The organism is Lentzea alba, from assembly GCF_011067745.1.
Taxonomy (GTDB): Bacteria; Actinomycetota; Actinomycetes; order Mycobacteriales; family Pseudonocardiaceae; genus Lentzea; species Lentzea alba.
Genome location: NZ_JAAMPJ010000016.1, coordinates 28,049 through 49,792, shown reverse-complemented (window position 1 = coordinate 49,792; position 21,744 = coordinate 28,049). Strand labels below are relative to the sequence as shown.

Genomic DNA, 21,744 nt, shown 5'->3' with positions numbered 1-21,744 from the left:
GTCTCACTAGGGCCGGATGACACGCCGTGAGGAATTCCCGGTTCGCTGTGAGTTTTGTCGAGAACCTGTCACTCGAACGTGCCATCCGGGAGGATGGCGGCCGTGTCACTCAACCGCTATCGCTTCCGCAGCGTGTGGCACGTCGACGCGTGTCCGGCCGATGTGTACGAGGTGCTGGCCGACATCGCGAACTACCCGCTGTGGTGGCCTGAGGTCCGGAAAGCCACGAAGATCGACGACGAGACCGGCGAGATCCGGTGTCGCTCGTTCCTGCCCTTCGACCTCGTCATCCAGGTCAAGCACAGCATCAGGAACCAGCAGGCCGGTCTCCTGCGCGCAACGCTGTCCGGTGACCTCGAGGGCTATGCGAGCTGGGAGATCATCGGTCGTGACGGCGGCACGGACCTGGTGTTCGACCAGGAGGTAGTGGTCAACAAGGCCCTGCTCCGGCGCCTGGTGCTGATCGCCAGGCCGTTCTTCCGCGGCAATCACGACATGATGATGCGCGGTGGCTTCAAGGGCCTGAAGCAGGTCCTCGAAGCCAAGGCCGCCGATCGCGAGTCCTAGCGCTGGTAGTCGCCCAGCTGAACGACCAGGTCATCGGTGGTCCGCACGCACTTCTGCGGCACCTGGACGTGTGCGAGGCCGTCCTCGTACGGCCATGAGCAGGACCATTCACCGGACTCCCAGAACAGGCCCTGTCCCTGGGTCTGCCCGTTCGCGATCGCGGCCCGGTAGCGCTCGGCGATGTCGAGAGCGGCCGGGCAGCCGACGTCACCGCTCAGGTCCGTCACCTTCGGCTCGTCGGCCCGGCAGACGGTCGGCCCCGTGTTCTTCGCAGTGCTGCTTGGACTGCTCGGGCTGCTTGGACTGCTCGGGGCCACGAGCGTGTGGCGGTTCTGCTCTGCGGGGGTGGACCGGACGAACAACCACAGGCCACCGATGACCAGCACCAGGACGACGGCGGCCGCCGCCAACAACCAGCGTTTCACCTGACGTAGACGGTGATCAGTTCTGTCAGGTTCCGCTCCGCCCGGACAGGTGGCGCACCAGCAGTGCCAGCTGGGCCGCGTACTTCTCGGCGAACTCGGGCGTGGCGGGGTCCTCGCCGGTGATCTGGCTCGCCGTGTGCCGCAGGGTCAACGGCGCCGCGGCCACCGCCATCAACGCGAGCAGCAGAAAGCCCGGGTCGAGGTCCGCGGGGAGTTCGCCGGCGGCCTGACGCTCCCGCATCTGGTCGACCTGCGCGCGCAGGAACACCTCGTCGGTGGGTGGACTGTCACCCGCCAGGTTCGACCACGCCCACAGCTTGCCGTGATCGGTGAGCGTGGTCGCCACGAAACTCGCGAGCACGGTGGCCAGCGGCTGGTCCGGGCGTGCCATCTCGGCCGCGGAGCTGTGCCAGCTCGTCGCGAGCTCCTTGTACAGGCCCTCTTTGCCGCCGAAGTAGTACGAGATCAACTGCTTGTTCACGCCTGCCCGCGCCGCGATGTCCGTCGTGCGCGTCGCCGCGTAGCCGTGAGCACCGAACTCCGCCGCGGCCGCCTCGATGATGCGAGCCCGCGTGCGTTCCGGGTCGCGCTTGCGTTCCGAGGCGCTGGGAGAACGGCGTTGATCCACGGCGTCACGGTAGCCGACGGGCAGTTTTCAACCAACGGGTTGACTTAATCAACCGCGCGGTTGAAACTTGGCGGCATGAGAATCGCAGTGGTGGGTGGGGGAATCGGCGGGCTGTGCCTGGCGCACGGGTTGCGCAAGGCCGACGTGGACGTGGCGGTGTACGAGCGTGAGTTCTCGCGCACGGACCGCCTGCAGGGGTACCGGGTGCACATCAACCCGCACGGTGCCGCTGCGCTGCGGGAGTGTCTGCCCGCGGCGAACTGGGCACGATTCGAGCAGAGCGCGGGATCGAGCGACAACGGGTTCGGGTTCCTGACGGAACAGCTCAAGCCTCTGCTCGTGCTCGACCAGGAGGAGGAGAAGCACTACTCCGCCAGCCGGATCACGCTCCGGCAGGTGTTGCTCGACGGGCTGGACGTGCAGTTCGGCAAGCGGTTCGAGCGCTACGAACACAACGGTGACGGCATCACGCTGCACTTCGAGGACGGCACGACCGCTGAGTGCGACGTGCTCGTCGGCGCGGACGGCATCCGGTCGCGTGTGCGCAAGCAGTACCTGCCGCACGCGGGCACCGAAGACGTCGGCGTCACCGCGATCGCGGGAAAGCTCTTCCTCGACGAACACGACTGGATTCCGCAGAGCCTGCTCACCAGGGCCAACTCGGTCATCCCGACCAGCAGGTGTGGCATGTTCCTGGTGACGCACGACGGCCTGGGGTACACGGACGACGACGGCGTGCTGTTCGACAACGTCCGCCCGTACCTGATGTGGGCGTACGCGGCCAAGGACCTCGACGTGCACAACGGGCTGCAGGCGGAGGTGCTGCGGAGGATCGCCGGCTGGAGTCCTGACCTGCGTAGGGTCGTCGAGTTGTCGCATCCCGAAACGGTCAGTCAGTGGCACATCAGGTCGTCGAAGCCCATCGAACGTTGGGAGAGCACGAACGTCACGTTGCTCGGTGACGCCATCCACGCGATGACGCCCATGCGTGGCATCGGGGCCAACATCGCGTTGCGGGACGCACAGCTGCTCGCGCGGTGCATCACCGAAGGCGGTGACGCCATCGCACGGTATGAGGCCGAGATGTACGACTACGGGTTCGCGGCAGTGCGCGACTCGTTGCGCGCGGCCAGGCAGTTCGCGGAGAGAAGCCCGGTGTCGCGGACGCTGTTCCGCACGGTGCTCAGGACGGCGGCCGCGGTGCCCGCGCTCAAGCGCGCAATGTTCTGAAAATCAGTTTGAACCGATCTGGCTCGCTCTACGTGTGTGAGGCGTTGGAGCGCACGAGCCAGGAGGTTGAAGATGATCCGCAAGAGCGTTGCGGTCGTCGCGATGGGGTTGGTCTCGCTGACCGCCTGCACCGGCACACCGGAGACCCGGCCGGTCGCGCAACAGCAGCAGGAAAGCGTGGTGGCGCTGAAGATCGCCGAGATCGCCGACCTCGGCCCGGTCGTCACCGACGTCAAGGGCTTCACCCTCTACCGCTTCGACAACGACAAGCCGAACGAGTCCACTTGCGACGGTGAGTGCGCCGCGGCCTGGCCGCCGGCCACCGTGCCCGACGAGAACTTCACCGTCGAGGGCGTCGAGAAGGTCGGCAGCTTCGTGCGCAAGGACGGCAGTCGTCAGCTGACCGTCGACGGCATGCCGCAGTACCGGTTCGCCAAGGACGGCAAGCCCGGCGAAACCAAGGGGCAAGGCTTGCAGGGCAAGTGGTTCGCCACCGGCAAGAGCGGCGAACGCACCCAGCTCGCCGCCCGCACGGGGGTCATCGCCGGTCTTGGCGCCGTGCTGACCAACAACGCGGGCCTCACGCTCTACCGGTTCGACGGCGACACGGCCCAGCCTCCAGCGTCCAACTGCGACGGTGGCTGCGCCGAGTCCTGGCCGCCCGTCTACGTGGAGGGCGACCAGCCGCGGGTGAAGGGCGTCGACCCGAAGCTGCTCGGCACGGTCACCCGCAAGGACGGCAAGAAGCAGCTCACGGTCGCGAACTGGCCGCAGTACACGTTCAAGAACGACACCAAGCCCGGTGAGGCCAAGGGTGTCACGGTGCCGAAGTGGTTCGCCACGGCCACGGACGGTAAGAAAGCGCAACAGAACAAGGCGATCGCACTTACCAGCGCGACCGTCGCCGACCTCGGTGTCGTCGCCACCGACAAGGACGGCATGACGCTCTACCGGTTCGACGACGACTCCGCGGACCCGCCCACGAGCAACTGCTCCGGCGAGTGCGCGGCGCAATGGCCGCCCGCTTACGTCAGCGAGGGTTTCCAGGTGCAGGGCGTGGAGGCCTCGCTCGTGGGGACGATCGAGCGGGACGGGAAGAAACAGCTCACCATCGCGGGGTCTCCGCAGTACCTCTTCTCAGGTGACAAGGTCTGCGGTGATGCCAACGGACAGGGCGTTGGTGGCAAGTGGTGGGCTACCTTGGCCGACGGAAGTCGCGCCGGCCAGTAAGAGGGAGGGGAGCCCCGGCGGGAGGTTTCCGCCGGGGCTTTCGCCGTGCTACCTGAGGCGCAGGAGGATCGCCTGCTCCGGTTCGAGCACCGGGAGCTGGATCCCGACGTCACCGAGCACGGAGCCGGGCAACGAGACCGGTTCCCACTTTCCCTCCCGGCCGATGAGCCTCGGCAGGCCGGCGGGCGCGTCGAACGACAGCTGGTACGTCCGGGTGCGGTCGAGGCCGGGGAAGCGGACCCGCGCCGGCCTGTGCTGCACCGAAGTCGCGATCTGCGCGTAGCAGAACAGCGCCTCGGACTGGTCGGCGGCGACCACGCCGTGCACCCACGCGGCCGGGTCCGGGTGGTCGGAGTGCACCGAGACACCGCTGTGCACCAAGGAACGCACGTCCTTGTAGTAATCGATTGCCGCCTGCAGGCCCGCGCGCTCGGCGTCGGTGGCCGAGTTGATGTCCCACTCGATGCCGAAGTGCCCGAACAGTGCCGTCGCCACGCGGAACGACAGGTCGTGCGTTCGGCCGGTGGTGTGCGAGTGGGTCGGGCCGACGTGCGCGCCCATCAGCTCCGGCGGCAGGAACACGCCGGTCCAACGCTGGATCAGCTGGCGTTCCAGGGCGTCGTTGCAGTCGGAGGTCCACACGCGGTCGGTGCGTGAGAGCACGCCGAGGTCTATCCGGGAGCCGCCGGACGAGCAGCTCTCGATCTCCACGTGCGGATGCCGCAACCGCAGCTCGTCGAGGAGCCGGTAGAACGCCTCGGTCTGGTCGTGCACCCGAGAGCCGATCAGGTCGCGGTTGTGATCCCATTTCACGAACGCGATGTCGTTGTCGGACAACACGGTCGACACGCGGTCGAGGATGTACGCGTAAGCCTCGGGGTGGGCGATGTTCAGCACTTGCTGGTTGCGCCACGACGGCGGCAGCGTGCCGGGACGCGGGCCGAGCACCCAGTCCGGGTGGGCGCGGTACAGATCCGAGTCCGTGTTGATCATCTCGGGTTCGAACCACAACCCGAACTCCATGCCCAGCGAACGGACGTGCTTGATCAGCGGGGTGAGGCCGTCGGGCCACACGGTCTCGTCCACGTACCAGTCGCCCAGACCGGCGGTGTCGTCGCGGCGGTGGCGGAACCAGCCGTCGTCCAGCACGAACCGCTCGACGCCGATGGCCGCCGCGGTGTCGGCGAGCGACGTCAACCGCGCGAGGTCGTGATCGAAGTAGACGGCTTCCCACGTGTTGAGCACAACGGGGCGAGGGCGGAGCGAGCGCTCGCGCAGCTGACGGTGGAAAGCCGCGCTGACGCCGTCGATGCCCTCGGAGGAGTAGGCCGCGTACAGCCACGGCGACTCGTACGTTTCGCCCGGCTCCAGAATGATCTCGCCCGGCAGCAACAGCTCCCCGCCGCCCAGGACCGGCGTCGAGTCGGGGAACTTCTCGGCGTACGTCACGTGGTTACCGCTCCACGCGACGTGCAGTGCCCACACCTCACCGGAGCGGAACGAGAACCCCGGTGTCCCGGTGAGCAGACCGATGGTCGCGTCGGGTCCGGTGCGGCCACGCCGGTTCTCCCGCACCCAGGTGCCGTGCTGGAAGGTGTGCCGCTGCGGCGAGCGTTCGCGAGCCCAGCGGCCGGTGAAGTCGAGCAGCTCGGTGGCGTGAGCGGGCGTCGGAAGCGCGGCCTCCAGCCCTTCCAGCGCATACGGGGTCGAGCCGTCGTTGCGAACGGTGTGCCGCAGCCGGAGCATCCCCGACGACGCCAGTTCCAGCACGCCGGTCACGGTCAGTTCGGCCGCTGAGTCCTCTGCCGTGTAACGGAAGATCGAGTTCTCGACCGAGTACGACGTCACCGCCAGCGCGGGCGCGAAGTGCTCACCTCCGCGATGCCCGCGCAGGCCGGGACGGCCGGAGTGCCCGGCGCCCGCGTCCGGCAGCAGGGCGAGCGCGACCACGTGATCGGGTGAGCTGTTGGGGATGGTGCCCGTCACCACGTCGACCAGGCCGCGCAGTGCGGTCTGGTCGACGTCTCCGAGGGTGCGCCCCCAGTGCGTCACGACCGGCAGGCCCGCGCCCTGGAGGTTGATGACGACGCTGGAGGTGTCGTCGTGCAGGTGCACGACCTCCGTGTTGTTCATGCAGGCCCCGTCCACATCGAACACAAATGAACAATGCGCCGATCCTCAAACGCGGGGCCTGCGTTGTCAAGCGTTGGACATTGTTGAATTATGTCTGATTAGACAACCAGGCTGAGCAGCGCGGCGACCACGAAACCGACCACCGACAGGATGGTCTCCAACACCGTCCACGACTGCAGCGTCTCCTTCACCGAGAGCCCGAAATATCGGGACACGATCCAGAACCCGCCGTCGTTGACGTGCGAGGCGATGATCGAACCGGACGCGATCGCCATGACCACCAGGGCCAGCTGCGGTTGCGAGTAGTTCATGTCGCCCAGCACCGGCGCCACGATGCCCGCGGTCGTCACGATCGCGACGGTCGCGGAACCCTGCGCGATCCGGATGACGCAGCTGATCACGTACGCCAGCGCGATCACCGGCAACCCGAGGTCCGACAGCTCTCCGGCGAGCGTCTTGCCGATGCCCGTCGCGGCCAGCACGGCGCCGAAGAAGCCACCGGCACCGACCACCAGCAGGATCATCGCGACCGGCCGCAGCGAGGCGCCGGACAGCTCCGCGATCTTCTCCCGCGTCATGCCGCGCCGGAAGCCCAGCAGCCAGAACGCGAGCAGCACCGAGATCGTCAACGCCACCGCGGGCGTGCCGAAGAACGTGGCGATCGAGTACGGCCGCGAACCCTTCTGCAGCAGGATCGAGCCGAACGTGCCGGCCAGGATCAGCACCAGCGGCAGACCGATGATCGACAGCACCAGGCCGAGCGACGGCGGCTCGCGGTCGCCGTTGTCCTCGCGTGCGGCCTCCGCGGCGACCAGCATCTCCTCGGGCACCGGCACGTTGATGCGCTTGCCGATCCAGTACGAGTACAGGACACCACCGACGAACCACGACGGGATCGCCACCGCGAGACCCATGATGATGATCCAGCCGAGCGACACCTTCAGCAGACCGGCCGCCGCCACCGGTCCGGGGTGCGGTGGCATGAACGCGTGCATGACCGAAAGGCCCGCCAGCAACGGCATGCTGAACAGCACGATCGACTTGCCGGACCGTTTCGCCGCCACGTAGACCAGCGGCGCCAGCACGAAGATGCCGATGTCGAAGAAGACCGGCACACCGAAGATCAGACCGGCGAGACCGATCGCGACCGGTGCGCGCTTCTCGCCGAACGCGTTCATCAGCTTGTCCATCAGCACCTGTGCGCCGCCGGACGCCTCGAGAATGGCGCCCAGCAACGTGCCGAGACCGATGATCGCGGCGATGTGCCCGAGAATCGAGCCGAAGCCCTTCTCCAGCAACGAGTCCGAGGCCTTCTGCGCCGACCCGACCAGCGTCTCCGTCGGCACGCCCGCGGCCAGGGCCACCAGCAGCGCGACGACGATCAGCGCGATGAACGGCTCGACCTTGAACTTGATGATGAGGAGCAGCAGCACCGCGATGCTGACCACCGCGAGGGTCAGCAGACCCGGTGTCGTGTGTTGCAACCAGTCGATCACGGGCGGCTCCTGAGTGAATGGCCTGGCAATGCGCCGGTGGCGGTTCCGTCGTCGATCACCGGCACCCCGTTGCAGAACACGTACGGGATGCCGGCGGCCTGCTGCCGAGGCCGGTCGAACGTCGCCGTGTCGGCGATCGTCGAGGCGTCGAACAGCACCAGGTCGGCCGCGTAGCCCTCGCGGACCAGACCTCGGTCGGTGAGCCGCAAACGCTTGGCGGCACGGCCGGTGAGGTGCTCGACGCACTCCTCCAGGCTCAGCACGCCCAGCTCGCGGACGTAGCGCGCGAAGTAACGGGGGAACGTGCCCCACGCGCGCGGGTGCGGCCGGTCGCCGACGAGCAGGCCGTCGCTGCCGCCCGTGTGCGCCGGATGTTTCATGATCGCCTGCACGTTCTCCTCGTGGCCCACGTGCATGAGGCACGACGTACCCAGGCGTTCGTCGACCAACACGTCGAAGTACAGCTCCGCGGGCGCGCGTCCCAGACGCAACGCGGACGCGTAAACACTGGAGCCGACCAGGTGCGCGTTGCGGTCGTTGCGCACGCCGTTGATCTCGATCGAGTCCCAGTCGACCGGCACGCCGTGGCACCCGTCCGACCCGATTTCCTCGATCTCCTCGCGGATGCGTTCACGGGTGTCCACATCGGACAACCGCGCCAGGGCCCGTTCCGGCCCGCCTTCCGTTGCCCACGACGGCAGCAGCGCGCTCAAATACGTCGCGCCCGGCAGGTACGGGTAGGTGTCCAGCGAGATGTCGGCACCGGACGCGATCGCGTCGTCCAGCAGTGCCAGCAGTTCCGGTGCACGACCTTTGTTGACCGGGAAGTTCATCGTGGCGTGCGCGAGGTGCAACGGGCAGCCGGATCTCTTCGACACGTCCACCATCTCGGCGTACGCCTCCAACGCGCCGGCGCCGTAGCTGCGGTGGTGCGGGCTGTAGAAGCCGCCGAAGTTTCCGACGACCTCGCACAGCTGCACCAGTTCGGACGTGTCCGCGTACATGCCGGGCGTGTAGGTGAGCCCGGACGACATCCCGAACGCGCCCTGCACCAGTGCCTGCGCCAGCTGGTCCTTCATCACGGCGATCTCGGTGCCGGTCGCCGGCCGGTCGTCCCAGCCGACGACCAGCATCCGCAACGTCCCCTGCGGCACCAGGTACGCGGCGTTCACCGCGATGCCCTGGTCGAGCCGGTCGAGGTACTGGCCGACCGAGCGCCAGTTCCAGTCGAAGCCCGGCGGGTCGTCGTTCCACCCGGCGAGCTGCCCGCGCAACGTCGCGAGCACCTCGTCGTTCACCGGCGCGTACGACAGTCCGTCCTGGCCGAGCACCTCGGTCGTGACGCCCTGCGAGACCTTCGCCAGGTGGTCGGGTTCGGCGAGGATCCGCAGGTCCGAGTGCGAGTGCATGTCGATGAACCCCGGCGCGAGCACCAGCCCGTCCGCGTCGATCGACCGCGTGGCGCTCAGCCCGTCCCCGATCGACGAGATGACACCGTCCTTGATCGACACATCCGCGCGGTAGGCGGGTGTGCCCGTGCCGTCGACGATCAGCGGTCCGCGCAGGACGACGTCGTCCATCGGTGCACTCCTAGAAGTAGGTGCGAATCAGGTCGACCACGGTCGTGCCCTCGACGACCGGGATGAGCTGCCACTTGTCGAACACCGTGCAGGGGTGCGAAAGACCGAGTCCGACCCAGTCGCCGACCCGGACCGTGGCCTCGGCGCCGAGCTGCAGGAACGCGTGCTGGTCGTTCATCGCCGACACGCGGGCCTGGGCCAGCGGGGCGACCGCGCCGTCGTGCCGGCGCACCAGCTGCGGCTCGGGCAGGCCTTCGTCGAACGACGCGTCGCGCTTGCCGATCGTCAGCAACGCCAGATCGCGCTGCGGCCGGGACGTCACCTGGGCCCAGGCGCGCAAAGCGCTTCGGAACGGCTCCACGCCGTCGATTCGCGAGAACGGCGAGATCCCGCGGTAGAAGCCGTCGTCGTGCGTGATGTACGCGCCGCTGCGCAGCACCGGGGTCACCGGTACCGGCCACGGCTGGGCCAGCGTCGCCGCCACCTGGTCGAAGTACGCGCTGCCACCGGCGGTGACGATCACCGAGTCCAGCTCGTCGAGCAACGCGGCGTCGGCCATCCGCAGCACCAACGTCCGCAGGTCGGTCAGGTAGCGGTCCACAACGGACTGCGACGACTCGGACGCGTCGTGGGCCAGCGCGCCTTCGTAACCGCTGGCGCCGGCCAGTCGCAGCACGGGGCTCTGGTCGATCGCGCGGGCCACGGTCAGCGCGGTCTCCAGGTCGCGGGCGCCGGTGCGTCCACCCGGAGCACCCAGCTCGACCAGCACGTCGATCGGGCGTGACGGCTGGAGTTCCCGCAGCGTCTCGCTCAGCAGCGTGACACCGGCCTCGGAGTCGGCCCAGCAGCTGAACTCGAAGCCGGGATCGCGGTCCAGTTCGCCGACGAGCCAGCGCAGCGCGCCGGGGTCGAGCAGCTGGTTCGCCAGCAGGATCCGGCTGACGCCGAACGCCCGGTACACCCGCAGCTGCGAGGCGTTGGCCGCGGTGATGCCCCAGACGCCGTGCTCGATCTGCCGCTGGAACAGCTGCGGTGCCATCGTCGTCTTGCCGTGCGGCGCCAGCTTGACGCCGTGGTTGTCACACCACTTCGACATCGTCGTCAGGTTGTGCGTCAACGCGTCCGCGTCCAGCACGACGAGCGGGCCGACGAACTCGTCGGCGAAGAGGTCCAGCCGCTGGTCCGCGACCTCACCGATGGTGGAGCCGAAGGTGCTCGAGGGCAGGCCCTTGAACCGCCAGCTGATCCGTTCCGACCTGATGTCCGCGACGGCCGAGAGGTCCATCTCCATCAGATGTTGCATATTTTGCAACTCCCATTGCGCGATGTGATGCTGGAGTGTGTAGCATTCGGGTGCGCCGCCGTCAACGAACACCTCTGGAGCACGCATGCGGTTCGAACACGTCGGCGGTGTCGTGTGTCTCGGCGAGACCATGGTGATGATGGTTCCGGCTGAACCCGGTCCCGTGCATCTGGTGCGCACCTGGCACCGGGCCGTCGGGGGCGCCGAGTCCAACGTCGCCATGCACCTCGTGCGCCTCGGCGTGCCGTCGTCGTGGGTCAGCGCGGTCGGCGACGACTCGTTCGGGCTGGCGGTGCTGGACACCGTGGGCGGCTTCGGCGTCGACGTCTCCCAGGTGCGGATCGACGCGACCCGGCCGACCGGGTTGTACGTCAAGGAGGCCTCGCCGCACGGCAGTCCGGTCCGCTACTACCGGCGCGGCTCGGCGGCGTCCGGCATGGGGCCGGAGATGATCGACCGGCTCGGGCTCGGCGAGGTGAAACTGGTGCACCTCAGCGGAATCACGCCCGCTCTTTCCGATTCGTGCCTCGCGCTGATGCGCGAGCTGCTGCGCCGGCCGCGGCACGGTTTTCGAATCTCCTTCGACCTGAACTGGCGGCCCGCGCTGTGGGCCGACCGCGACCCGCGCGTGCTCCGTGAGCTCGCGGACCTGGCCGACGTCGTGCTGGCGGGAGCCGACGAGGCCGAACTGGTCTGGGGCACCGGTGATCCGCAACGTCTGCGCGCGTTGCTGCCCGGCCCGGCGTCGCTGGTGGTGAAGCAGGGCGCGGACGGTGCCACGCTGCTCGAAGGCGATTCGTCGCACTTCGAACCGGCGCTGAAAGTGCAGGTCGTGGAACCGGTCGGCGCCGGCGACGCGTTCGCGGCGGGGTTCCTCGCGGCGACGCTGGCGGAGGAGAGCCCGTCGGTCCGGCTGCGCGCCGGGCACCTGCAGGCGGCCTCCGCTTTGCTGACCGCGGAGGACGTCGGCGATCCTTTGCCGGACGACGTGACAGCTCCGCTGCTGCACGCCGACCCGCAGACCTGGGCGTCCGCCCGCCTGGAGGTGTGAATGAGCCAGAGCCTCGACCGCGCGCTCACGCTGGTGAGCCAGCTCGCGACCGGTCCGAAGACGCTGGACGAACTGTCCGGCGTGATCGGCGTGCACAAGTCGACGACGCTCCGGTTGTTGCGCACTTTGGAGTCGCACCGCTTCGTGCAGCGCGACGGCGTGCACCACTACCGGCTCGGCACCACGTTGTTCGACCTCGCCAACCGCGCCCTGGAGGAACGCGACGTCCGCCGCTCGGCCGAACCGGCGTTGCGCGACCTCAACTCCCGCCTCGGGTACACCATCCACCTCGCGTCCTATGAGGACGGTGAGGTGATCTACATCGACAAGTACGAGTCGACGCATCAGATGCGGATGTACTCGCGCATCGGCCGCCGGGCGCCGTTGCACTGCACGGCCGTGGCGAAGATCCTGCTGGCGGACCTGTCTCCGGTCGCGCTGCAGAAGGTGCTGTCGACGATGGAGTTCCCGAGGCTGACGGCGAACACCATCATCGGCCCGACGGCGTACCTGGCCGAGCTGGACCGGGTGCGCGCCAACGGGTACGCGGTCGACAACGCCGAGCACGAGGACTTCATCCACTGCATCGCCGCCCCGATCAAGGGCTCACGCGGCGAGGTGCTCGCGGCCGTGTCGATGTCGGTGCCCAAGGTGCTGCTCGACTTCGACGGGCTCCTGGCCCACCTGCCCGACCTGCTCGCCACCGCCGAAGCAGCTTCGGTGGAATGCGGCTTCGTGCCCAGATAGGGATTTGCACAGTTAAGGGGAATTCCGTTGTCCAAGGTTGAGATCAAGACTGCCGACGCGCCGCAGCCGGTGGCCCGCTTCTCGCAGGGTGTGCGCAAGGGCAACATCCTGCAGGTGGCCGGCCAGGTCGCGTTCGACCCCAAGACCGGCGAGATCGTCGGCACCACGGTCGCCGAGCAGACCCGCCAGACGTTCGCGAACCTCCACGCGGTGCTCGCCGCCGGTGGCGCGTCCATCGACGACGTCGTGATGATCCGCGTTTATCTCACCGACACCGCGCACTTCGCGGAGCTGAACGAGGTCTACGGCGAGTTCGTGACGGACCCGGCGCCCGCCCGCACGACCGTCTACGTGGGGCTTCCCGCCGGACTGCTGGTGGAGATCGACGCACTGGCCGTCGTCGACTGATCTGTTCGTCGCAGACGGCGGTCCGGAGTGCTCGCCGGGCTCTCCGGACCGCTGTTGACGTTGTGACACCATCCGCGCATGAAGTGGTACGCGGACAGACCTGTCAGGCTCACGCGTCAGCTGATCGCCGACCTCCTCGCCGTGGGGTGGGTGGCTCTCTGGATCTGGGTGGCGACCACCGCCCACGACTGGGTGCTGGAACTGAGAGCGCCGGGGGACGGGCTGGTCAACGCGGGCGGTGACATCCGCGACGTCTTCACCAACGCCGCCAGCAAGGCCAAGGGCGTGCCGTTCGTGGGCGAGGACCTGTCCGGGGCGCTGGGCAACGGCACCAAGGCCGGCGAGACGCTCATCGGGGTGGGCAACACCCAGATCGGTGTGGTGCAGGACACCGCGTTCTGGCTCGCCGTGGCGCTCGTCACGATTCCGGTGCTGTTCCTGTTGATCACCTGGCTGCCGTTGCGGCTGCGGTACGCGCTCAAGGCCGGCAACACCGCGAAGCTGAGGGACAAGCCCGATCTGCTCGCCCTGAGAGCGCTTACCAGCCTGAAGCCCAGAGACCTCGCGAAGTTCCCCAACGATCCCGCGGTGGGCTGGCGCACGGGTGACACGGACGTCATCGAAGAGCTGGCCAAGAAGCAACTCGCGGCGCTGGGGGTGCGGGCATGATCGCGCTCTCGGTGATTGCCGCCGTCGTGGCGATGTGCGCGACGGCCATCGCGTTGTGGCAGGCGCGCGAAGCGAAGAACGCCCAGAAGGCGGCCGAAGAGGCTCTGGAAGCCGCGCGCAGGGCACAGGACGAGGCGCAGGCCGCCCGCAAGGCCGTCGAGCAGGCGACGGCCAGCGCGTTGCAGTCCAAGACGGCGACCGAGGAAGCGAAGAACGCCGCCGCGCAGGCCCAGGAAGCGGCCACGGCGTCCCGGATGCTCGCGGACGAGGCGCAGTTCACGGCCCAGCAGGCCACGCAGCAGGTGAACGAACTGACCGAGGTGCTCGCCGCCGAGCGGAGCCGCCGGGGCATGCCGACGTTCGCGATCACGCCCGGCGCGCCCGACGAGTTCCGGCTCAGCTACTTCGGCGGGCCCGCGGTCATCGAGCAGTTGACGGTGTCGGTGGTCCCGGGTTCGAGGGTGCTCGGGCTGTCGCAGTACGACGAGCCCCCGGCCGAGCACCTCGACGTCGGCCCGCTCTACAACGGCTCCGCCATCACCTTCCGGGCCGCCACGGGGCAACGGGCGAGCGCGGTGTTCCAGATCAGGGCGGAGCCGTGGGAGCCGGTCGTCGTGCGAGCGGACCAGTGAGGCGGGGTCAGTAAACCGGGCCGGTGAACTTCTCGCCGGGACCCTGACCTGGCTCGTCCGGGACGGCGGAGGCCTCGCGGAACGCGCGCTGCACCGACTGCAGGCCGTCCTTCAGCGGCGCGGCGTGCGGGCCGAGGTACTCCGACGTCGCGGTGACCAGGCCGGCCAGGCCGGTGATCAGGCGGCGGGCCTCGTCGAGGTCGCGGCGCGGGGAGTTGTCGGGGTCCGGGTCCGCGAGGCCGAGGCGTTCGGCGGCGGCGGACAGCAGCATCACCGCTGCCCGGCTGATGACCTCGATGCTCGGCACATCTCCGAGGTCACGGACACTGTCTTCAAGCGGATCGGTCACCCGGACATTCAAGCAAGCGGGCGACACACCGCCTCGATTCGGGGGTTGACAAGGTCGTCTGCTACTATTTCGGCTGCGACCAGCTCTCGTTAGTGCGAGGGCGGCAAGTGGAGCCCCGCTCCCACCCGCGTTCACCGCCTCAAGAGGTGGCCGGGTCCGGTCCTCCTGACACAGGGCACACGGGTGCCTTCGGGTCAGGTTGGTGATCGGTCGGAAGCGGGCCCTGTCGTCGACATCGACGACGGGGCTCTTGTCTTTGGCGCAAACGAGTCTTAAAGGACGTGAATGACAAGTCCCTCGAACCGAGGTGCTCCTGTGAGCACCGAGCCGCGCATCAACGACCGCATCCGCGTGCCTGAGGTCCGTCTGGTCGGGCCGAACGGCGAGCAGGTCGGGATCGTTCGCATCGAGGACGCACTCCGACTCGCGCAGGAAGCGGATCTGGACCTCGTCGAGGTCGCCGCGCAGGCTCGACCTCCGGTATGCAAGCTCATGGACTACGGCAAGTTCAAGTACGAGACCGCCCAGAAGGCTCGTGAGTCTCGCCGTAACCAGCAGCTGACCGTGATCAAGGAGCAGAAGCTCCGGCCGAAGATCGACCCGCACGACTACCAGACGAAGAAGGGCCACGTGGCCCGCTTCCTGTCGCACGGGAACAAGGTCAAGGTGACCATCATGTTCCGCGGCCGCGAGCAGTCGCGCCCGGAGCTCGGTTACCGGTTGCTGCAGAAGCTGGCGGAGGACGTCGCGGAGCTGGGCTTCGTCGAGTCCAACCCGAAGCAGGACGGCCGCAACATGATCATGGTGTTGGCGCCGCACAAGAACATCAAGCCGCGTCCGGTCAAGCAGGACCAGGACGGCGTCGTCGAAGGTGACGACGCCGCCGAAGCCGCCGAATAGGACGCACGCGCACCGCCCCCGACCCGGTGGGTAGTACGAGACGAGGACGGAAATGCCGAAGAACAAGACGCACAAGGGGACCTCGAAGCGAGTCAAGGTCACCGGCAGCGGGAAGATCGTCCGTGAGAAGACGGGCAAGCGCCACCGCCTGGAGGTCAAGTCCAGCCGCGAGACGCGCCGCATGGCCGGCACGGTCGTGGTGTCTCCCGCTGACGCGCCGCGCTTGAAGAAGCTGCTCGGTCTCTGACCGCTTTCCCTTAGCTAACTCGGGGCGGCCCCGACCCGCCCCCTTGAGATCGACAGGATGGACCCGTGGCACGCGTCAAGCGGGCTGTAAACGCCCAGAAGAAGCGCCGTACCACCCTCGAACTGGCCAGCGGTTACCGTGGCCAGCGCTCGAGGCTGTACCGCAAGGCCAAGGAGCAGGTGCTCCACTCGCTCAACTACGCGTACCGCGACCGGCGTGCGCGCAAGGGCGACTTCCGCAAGCTGTGGATCCAGCGCATCAACGCCGCTGCCCGCGCGAACGGCATGACCTACAACCGTCTCATCCAGGGCCTGCGCCTGGGTGGTGTCGAGGTCGACCGCAAGATCCTCGCGGACCTGGCCGTGCACGACGCCAACGCCTTCTCGGCTCTCGTCGAGATCGCCCGCGGCGCGCTGCCGGCCGACGTGAACGCTCCGGCCGGGGACCAGGCCTGAGCCAGCACGCTCGCGACAGCGCTCACCGAGCAAGCTTGCGACCCGAGGCAGATCCGTTCACCGAACGGACGCCTCGGGTCGTTGCTGCTCGCCACCTGACCCGCCGCCAGGGCCGTGACAAGGCCGGCCGCTTCCTCGTCGAGGGAGCCCAGGCCGTCCGCGAAGCACTCGCCTGGCGCAACGGTGAGGTGCACGAACTCTTCGTCACGGCAACGGCCGCGGAACGCAACGCCGAACTGCTCCAGACCGCCTCCGCCGCAGGCATCCGGATCAGCGAGGTCACCGACAAGGCCGCCGCCTCGCTGTCGGAAACCGTGACGCCCCAAGGGCTCATCGCGGTCTGCGACGCCGTGCCGCAGCCTCTCGACCAGGCTCTCGCAGGTAGCCCACGCCTCGTCGCCGTGCTCTACGGCGTCTCGGACCCCGGCAACGCGGGCACCGTCACGCGCGTGGCCGACGCGGCCGGGGCGGATGCGGTGATCTTCGCGGGGGACACGGTCGATCCGCACAACGGCAAGTGCGTGCGCGCCTCCACCGGTTCGCTGTTCCACCTGCCGATCGCGCGTTCCCGGGACGCCGCCGAGGTTTTCGCCGCCTGCCGCCAGGCCGGACTGAAGCTCGTCGCCGCCGACGGGTACGCGAAGGACGACCTCGTCGAGGCCTCCGCCAAGGGCGACCTGGCGCAGCCCACCGCGTGGGTGTTCGGCAGCGAGGCCCACGGCCTGCCCGACGACGTGCTCGCGCAGCTCGACACCTCGCTGAAGGTGCCGCTGTACGGGGCCGCCGAGAGCCTGAACCTCGCGACGGCCGCCGCGGTCTGCCTCTACGCCTCGGCGCGGGATCAGCGCAGCTGAACGGGAAGTGACTCGATGCCCCGGGTCATCTTCCCGCCGCTCCACTGTGGACGGAAGTCCGGCGCGAACCGGTAGTCCGGCAGCAGGCTGAGCACCTCCTCGGCGACGATCCGCATCTCCAGCAACGCCAGGTGCTCGCCCACGCACCGGTGCACGCCGTAGCCGAACGCCAGGTGCGGGTTCCGGTCGCGTTCGCACCGGAACTCCGTCGGCGCCTCGAACACCGCCGGGTCGTGGTTGGCCGCGTTGAGCACCGCCAGGACCCGCCTGCCGTCGGGTACCAGCGCCGTCTCGGCGTGGGCGGTCCGCGCGATCCCCACCACCGGCGACTCGATGCGCAGGCACTCGTCGACCATCCGCGGCAGCAACGCGGGTTCCTCGACGAGCCGTGCCCGCAACCCGTCCACGGTCGGCAGGAAGTAGAGCATCGAGCTGAGCCCGTGCACGGTCGTCTCGTGCCCGGCGATGATCAGGAACACGAACATCCCGATCTGCTCCTCGGCGCTCAACGGCCGTCCGTCGACGGTCCCGTCGGCGATCGCCAGCGCCACGGTGTCCGCGCCCGCCGCGCGCTGCTGTTCGAGCTGGTCGGCGATGTAGCCCTTGAACTCGCCCAACGCCAGGTCGCCCGCTTCCCGATCAGCGGTGCGGGCGGCGAGGAACAGCCGGTCCAGCCACACCAGGAACTTCCCGCCGTCCTCCGGCGGCATGCCGAGGATCAACGCGATCGCGGCGGGCGGAAGGTAGTGCGCGAGCGCCGGCACCAGATCGGCCGAGCCCTGCGCGAGCAGTTCCTTGATCCGATGCCGGACCAACGTGCGCAAGGTGTCGTCGTACTGCGCCACGGCCGTGCGGGTGAAGTGCCGCTGCAGGATCTTGCGGTACATGGTGTGCAGCGGCGGGTCGAAGTCGACGGGAGGCTTGCCGGTCATCGTCAGCCGCGGGATGGCGATGCCGTCGATCGAGCTGTAAGTGCCGTGGTCGCCGAGGATCTGCTTGATCGTGTCGTAGGTGAGCGCGGCCGTGAACCCGCCGTGCCGGGTGGAATGCACGACAGGACACTGTGCGCGCAGGCCGGCCAGTACCTCGTTCAAAGGGTTGGCCAGCAACGGATCGATGTGGTCGAACTGCCAGTCGGGGTGCACATCCTGTACCCACGCCAAAAATCCGCTGGCGGTTCGCCGTGCGTCTCGTATCGTGTGCCGGTGCGCGAACCCGAGATCGAACTCCTGTGCTCCCAGCTCGCTTCCTACTACGTCTTTCCGGACACGGCCAACGAGATCGCGAACGTCCTGCGCACTCGTCTGGCGGAGGGCGCGTACGCCGACGCCTCCGACGACGAGGACTTCGCGGCCCGAGTCACCGAAGACCTGCAGAGCGTCAACGGGGACAAGCACCTCCGCCTGCTGTACAGCGAAACCGAGATCCCCGAGACGGATCAGGAATCGGTGTGGGACGCGGTGGCGTACCGGAAGGAAGCCGAGCTCGACGCGTTCGGCATCAGGAAGATCGAGCGGCTGGAAGGCAACGTCGGCCTGCTGGAGCTGAGTCTGCTGCACGACGCCGAGGTCGCCACGCCCGCCATCACCGCCGCGATGAACCTCCTCGCGCACACCGACGCGTTGATCATCGACTTGCGCAAGAACGGCGGCGGCGACCCGAACACGGTCGCGCTGGTCTGCAGCTACCTGTTCGACGAACAGGTGCACCTCAACGACATCTACAACCGCCCGGACGACAGCACCCAGCAGTACTGGACGCTCCCGCACGTGCCGGGCCCGAAGTTCGGCGGCACGAAGCCGGTGTACGTCCTCACCAGCGGCCGCACGTTCTCCGGTGCGGAGGAACTGAGCTACAACCTGCAGCAGAACAAGCGCGCCACCCTCATCGGCGAGACCACCAAGGGCGGCGCCAACCCAGGCGAGCGCTACCGCGTCGGCCCGCACCTCAAGTCGTCGGTGCCCAACGGTCGTGCGATCAACCCGATCTCCGGCACCAACTGGGAAGGCGTCGGAGTGGTCCCGCACATCGAGGTGCCCGCGGACAAGGCGTTCGAGGTCGCCTACGAGAAGGCGACCTCTAGTTGATGAGGGGAGCTTTCATCAACCTCAGGTTGATGAAAGCTCCCCTCATCAATCAGTCCAGCCGAGCGGTCAGCTCGCGCACCAGCGGGTCGGTGCCGGAGGGCTTGTTCTGGCGCCGCAACGCTTCCGAGAGCACCGACAGCACGTTCCCGACCAGGTCGTCGTCGGGCAGCAGCGATGCCGCCCGGCGCGCCTCGGCCTCCGCGCCCTCGGCGTCGTCGGCGTTCAGCAGCACGTTGGCGGCCCGCAGCACGGTGAACACCCGCCAGTTCTCGTCGCCCAGCGACACCACCAACGCCTCGGCGTCGCGGTAGTGCTTCATCGCCTGCGCGAACTCACCGGTCTGGCCGTACACCCACGCCCGGATCGCGACGATCTCCGCCTGCCGCCGGGTGACCTCCCGCAGATCGTTCAGCGTCGGCAGCAGCGCCTCGGCCTCGTCGACCGCGGCGCGGGTCTCGACGATCTCGTCGTCCGGCAGGTTCGAGGCCAGCTCGATCAGCGAGCCGATCGCCTCCGAGACGTTGCCCTCCTGCTGCCACAACGCGGCGGCCGCCCGCCAGGAAGCCATGGCCTCGTCGTGCTTGTCCAAGCGGCCCTGCACCGACGCGAGCGCGTCCAGCAGGAACGCCCGGCGCCCCGCCTCCTCGGGCGGCAGCAGAACGGAGGCCTCGCGCAGGTACCGCTCGGCGGCGGGAAACTCGCCCAGCTTGCGGCACACCTGCCCGAGCCGGAACACCACCTGCAGCCGCAGGTCGTCCTGGCCCTCCTGCAGCAGCCGCAGTGACTCCTCCAGCACCTCGGCGGCCTCGACGAACCGGTCCGTCTGCACGTAACCGCCGCTCAGCGCGAAGCAGAAGTGCGCGGTGTGGCCGGGGGAGAGGTGCGTGCGCGAGATCGCCACGGCCTCGCGCAGGTCGGCCAGGCACGCGCCCTCCTGGTCCAGTTCCTGGATCGACGCCACCTGGTACCAGCGCGCCTCGGCGGATTCGGGCAGCGGGAACGCCGCCACGAACGCGCGGGCCGTCGCCATCGCCTCGGGTACGCGGGCCAGCACCGTTTCCAGCCGAAGCTGTAGCCGGAAGCCCTCGAACCGCGCGCTGGGAGGCAGGTCGCCCGCCATCGCCGCCTTGACGTCGGTGTGGGCGCCTTCGAGATCCTGTTGCCGCGCCCGGTGTTCCGCCGCCTCGACCAGCACCCGGCCGCGCAGCGCCGCAACGTCCAAAGAGGACGCCAGCGCGAGCATCTCGGAGGCCCGCTCGTGGTTGTGCGCGTCGTCCAGCAGCTCGGCCAGCGTCAACGCCGCGACCGTGCGGGTGAAGTCGCTCTCGGCCTCGGCCAGGCACTTCTCGGCGATCTCCAGGCCGTTCTCGAGCCCGACCGCGAGCCTCGCCTGGTAGCGCAGCGCGAGGTCGGCTGGCAGTGCCGTCAGCAGCTCCTCGAACACCGAGAAGTCGAACGGCACCAGTCCCGTCGTCATCCGCCGGATGCCGGCGTGCGCGGCGAGATCGGGCGGCAGCAACGGGTCCATGTCCGCGGGCAGCGAGTCGAGCATCCGCCGCGCCTTCACGAAGTCGCCCTGGTCGTACAGCGTCACCATCGCCTCGGCGATCTCCACCGGGTCGCCGAACACGACGGACTCCTCGGCGGGAGCGGGCGGCGGAGCGGACGGGACGGCCAGCTCGACGTGCGGGTAGTCGGCCTGCTCCAACGACTTCGTCACCCGCTCGACCCAGGTGGGCGTGCCGTTGCGCTCGTCGAACTGCCTCGCCAGCTGCAACGCCCGCTTCGACAACCGGTCGAGCAGCTCGGCCGCCGTCCGCGACCCGACCGCGGGCACCTCGAACTCCGTGTCGGCCGGAAGCCGCTTCAGCAGCACGGCGGCGCACTCCGCGAACGACATCTCGTCGGCCGGCAGCTGCTCGCCCTTCACCTTGTGCAGCGACCGGCGCAGGATCTTCTCGCCGCGCGCGAGGTTGCCCGTCAGCGCGCAGAACCGGATGTGCTCGTGCACGTACGAGGTGATCTCGTCTTCCTTGATCAACCGGTATGCGGTCGTGTGCGCGTGCGCCGCGCGTTCGGTGTCGCCGATCTCCAGCAACGGCCACAGCAGCGCGGACAGGATGCCCTGCGGCTGCGTGCTGCAGTTCGTGTTGCCGGACAGGCCTTCCCAGCCGTGTGCGGCGGCCTCCTGGTGGCGGCCCAGCCGGGCCAGCATCCAGACCTGTTCCTCGACCACGCACGCGTCGCAGTCCGCCATCGGCCCGGACTCGGTGGCCAGGTACTTCCCGAGGTGTTCGGCGAGCCCGACCATGTCACCGACGTGGTAGGCGTACTCGGCGCGCGCACCGTGCACCGGCTGCACCGAGAACCCGAGCCGCCCGTAGCGATCGGCGAGCTGCCCGATCACCGCCTGCAGCTGCTCCAGCGAGAACCGCGGGTCCCGGCGCAGCCCCGTCGCGACCCACTTGTGCGACCAGTTCAGCGAGTGGCGCTCGTAGTCGTTGAACGCCTCCGGGTCCTTCTCCTCGGCGGCCCGCACCCACGCGAACGGCGCCAGCATCAGGTCGTAGCGCGACAGGTAGTAGGCCGAGTCGATCAACGCGATCCGGCACGACACGCCGAGCGGCAGGTGCCCGAGCGCGTCGGACATGCGCGCGGCCCGTTCCAGAGCCTCGTGCTTCGGCATGCCCGTCGGCATGTTGTAGGCCTCGAGAAACGCCTTTTCGGCGTCCTCGGCGGTGAAGTCGGCCATG

General features: G+C 68.6%; 22 protein-coding genes. 13 read left to right on the top strand and 9 right to left on the bottom strand.

What is annotated here, in order from left to right:
- The first annotated feature begins 102 nt into the window (after positions 1–102).
- Positions 103–567 (top strand): SRPBCC family protein, encoded by a 465-nt coding sequence (locus G7043_RS41600; RefSeq protein ID WP_166054239.1) that lies wholly within the window; start codon positions 103–105, stop codon positions 565–567.
- On the opposite strand, the gene G7043_RS41595 is transcribed toward G7043_RS41600, so the two are convergent.
- A complete protein-coding gene (locus G7043_RS41595) occupies positions 564–992 on the bottom strand; it encodes a hypothetical protein (RefSeq protein WP_166054238.1) in 429 nt (142 codons plus the stop codon). The genes G7043_RS41600 and G7043_RS41595 overlap by 4 nt on opposite strands.
- A gap of 25 nt (positions 993–1,017) precedes the next feature.
- Entirely contained in the window at positions 1,018–1,620 is a 603-nt protein-coding gene (locus G7043_RS41590; protein WP_166054237.1) for a TetR/AcrR family transcriptional regulator, read from the bottom strand.
- 75 nt (positions 1,621–1,695) lie between these two features.
- Between G7043_RS41590 and G7043_RS41585 the strand changes: the two genes are divergently transcribed.
- Positions 1,696–2,850 (top strand): FAD-dependent oxidoreductase, encoded by a 1,155-nt coding sequence (locus tag G7043_RS41585; RefSeq protein WP_166054236.1) that lies wholly within the window; start codon positions 1,696–1,698, stop codon positions 2,848–2,850.
- 72 nt (positions 2,851–2,922) lie between these two features.
- Positions 2,923–4,080 carry a hypothetical protein gene (locus tag G7043_RS41580; RefSeq protein WP_166054235.1) on the top strand — a complete coding sequence of 386 codons (1,158 nt, stop codon included), beginning with the start codon at positions 2,923–2,925 and terminating at the stop codon, positions 4,078–4,080.
- Between the two features lie 48 nt (positions 4,081–4,128).
- On the opposite strand, the gene G7043_RS41575 is transcribed toward G7043_RS41580, so the two are convergent.
- The 4 genes from G7043_RS41575 to G7043_RS41560 all read right to left on the bottom strand — a co-directional run bounded on the left by G7043_RS41575 (position 4,129) and on the right by G7043_RS41560 (position 10,580).
- Complete coding sequence (locus G7043_RS41575) at positions 4,129–6,213, bottom strand: alpha-galactosidase (RefSeq protein WP_166054234.1); 2,085 nt, start codon at positions 6,211–6,213, stop codon at positions 4,129–4,131.
- Between the two features lie 98 nt (positions 6,214–6,311).
- On the bottom strand, positions 6,312–7,709 hold the full coding sequence (locus tag G7043_RS41570; protein ID WP_166054233.1) for a GntP family permease: 1,398 nt from the start codon (positions 7,707–7,709) through the stop codon (positions 6,312–6,314).
- On the bottom strand, positions 7,706–9,289 hold the full coding sequence (locus tag G7043_RS41565) for an N-acyl-D-amino-acid deacylase family protein (RefSeq protein WP_166054232.1): 1,584 nt from the start codon (positions 9,287–9,289) through the stop codon (positions 7,706–7,708). Before G7043_RS41565 ends, G7043_RS41570 begins: the two co-directional genes overlap by 4 nt.
- Before the next feature lie 10 nt (positions 9,290–9,299).
- Positions 9,300–10,580: an amino acid deaminase gene (locus G7043_RS41560; protein ID WP_242643277.1), complete on the bottom strand. Its 1,281-nt coding sequence runs from the start codon at positions 10,578–10,580 to the stop codon at positions 9,300–9,302.
- Positions 10,581–10,677: 97 nt separating this feature from the next.
- Here G7043_RS41560 and G7043_RS41555 point away from each other — a divergent pair, with 97 nt between their 5' ends.
- From G7043_RS41555 to G7043_RS41535, 5 genes are all read left to right on the top strand, one after another.
- Positions 10,678–11,643 (top strand): sugar kinase, encoded by a 966-nt coding sequence (locus G7043_RS41555; protein WP_166054230.1) that lies wholly within the window; start codon positions 10,678–10,680, stop codon positions 11,641–11,643.
- Positions 11,644–12,390 carry an IclR family transcriptional regulator gene (locus G7043_RS41550; protein ID WP_166054229.1) on the top strand — a complete coding sequence of 249 codons (747 nt, stop codon included), beginning with the start codon at positions 11,644–11,646 and terminating at the stop codon, positions 12,388–12,390. It begins immediately after the preceding gene.
- Positions 12,391–12,417: 27 nt separating this feature from the next.
- On the top strand, positions 12,418–12,798 hold the full coding sequence (locus G7043_RS41545) for a RidA family protein (RefSeq protein WP_166054228.1): 381 nt from the start codon (positions 12,418–12,420) through the stop codon (positions 12,796–12,798).
- A 78-nt stretch (positions 12,799–12,876) separates the two neighbouring features.
- Complete coding sequence (locus G7043_RS41540; protein ID WP_166054227.1) at positions 12,877–13,467, top strand: hypothetical protein; 591 nt, start codon at positions 12,877–12,879, stop codon at positions 13,465–13,467.
- Positions 13,464–14,099, top strand: a complete 636-nt coding sequence (locus tag G7043_RS41535) for a hypothetical protein (RefSeq protein WP_166054226.1) — start codon at positions 13,464–13,466, stop codon at positions 14,097–14,099. Before G7043_RS41540 ends, G7043_RS41535 begins: the two co-directional genes overlap by 4 nt.
- A 7-nt stretch (positions 14,100–14,106) precedes the next feature.
- On the opposite strand, the gene G7043_RS41530 is transcribed toward G7043_RS41535, so the two are convergent.
- On the bottom strand, positions 14,107–14,448 hold the full coding sequence (locus G7043_RS41530) for a DUF1844 domain-containing protein (protein ID WP_166054225.1): 342 nt from the start codon (positions 14,446–14,448) through the stop codon (positions 14,107–14,109).
- Positions 14,449–14,733: 285 nt separating this feature from the next.
- Between G7043_RS41530 and infC the strand changes: the two genes are divergently transcribed.
- From infC to G7043_RS41510, 4 genes are all read left to right on the top strand, one after another.
- A complete protein-coding gene (gene infC / locus G7043_RS41525; RefSeq protein ID WP_166054224.1) occupies positions 14,734–15,348 on the top strand; it encodes a translation initiation factor IF-3 in 615 nt (204 codons plus the stop codon).
- Between the two features lie 52 nt (positions 15,349–15,400).
- The gene (gene rpmI, locus G7043_RS41520) at positions 15,401–15,595 is read left to right on the top strand and encodes a 50S ribosomal protein L35 (protein WP_166054223.1); all 195 of its coding nucleotides are present in this window, start codon (positions 15,401–15,403) and stop codon (positions 15,593–15,595) included.
- Between the two features lie 65 nt (positions 15,596–15,660).
- Entirely contained in the window at positions 15,661–16,050 is a 390-nt protein-coding gene (rplT, locus tag G7043_RS41515; RefSeq protein ID WP_086663967.1) for a 50S ribosomal protein L20, read from the top strand.
- 35 nt (positions 16,051–16,085) lie between these two features.
- Positions 16,086–16,904, top strand: a complete 819-nt coding sequence (locus tag G7043_RS41510; protein WP_166054222.1) for a TrmH family RNA methyltransferase — start codon at positions 16,086–16,088, stop codon at positions 16,902–16,904.
- Here the strand turns inward: G7043_RS41510 and G7043_RS50210 are convergent.
- Positions 16,892–18,049: a cytochrome P450 gene (locus tag G7043_RS50210; RefSeq protein WP_207312440.1), complete on the bottom strand. Its 1,158-nt coding sequence runs from the start codon at positions 18,047–18,049 to the stop codon at positions 16,892–16,894. The two genes, G7043_RS41510 and G7043_RS50210, sit on opposite strands and share 13 nt — an antisense overlap.
- A gap of 60 nt (positions 18,050–18,109) precedes the next feature.
- Here G7043_RS50210 and G7043_RS41500 point away from each other — a divergent pair, with 60 nt between their 5' ends.
- Positions 18,110–18,991: a S41 family peptidase gene (locus tag G7043_RS41500; RefSeq protein WP_207312439.1), complete on the top strand. Its 882-nt coding sequence runs from the start codon at positions 18,110–18,112 to the stop codon at positions 18,989–18,991.
- Positions 18,992–19,040: 49 nt separating this feature from the next.
- Here the strand turns inward: G7043_RS41500 and G7043_RS41495 are convergent, their stop codons facing one another.
- The gene (locus G7043_RS41495; protein WP_166054219.1) at positions 19,041–21,743 is read right to left on the bottom strand and encodes a hypothetical protein; all 2,703 of its coding nucleotides are present in this window, start codon (positions 21,741–21,743) and stop codon (positions 19,041–19,043) included.
- Position 21,744 lies beyond the last annotated feature (1 nt).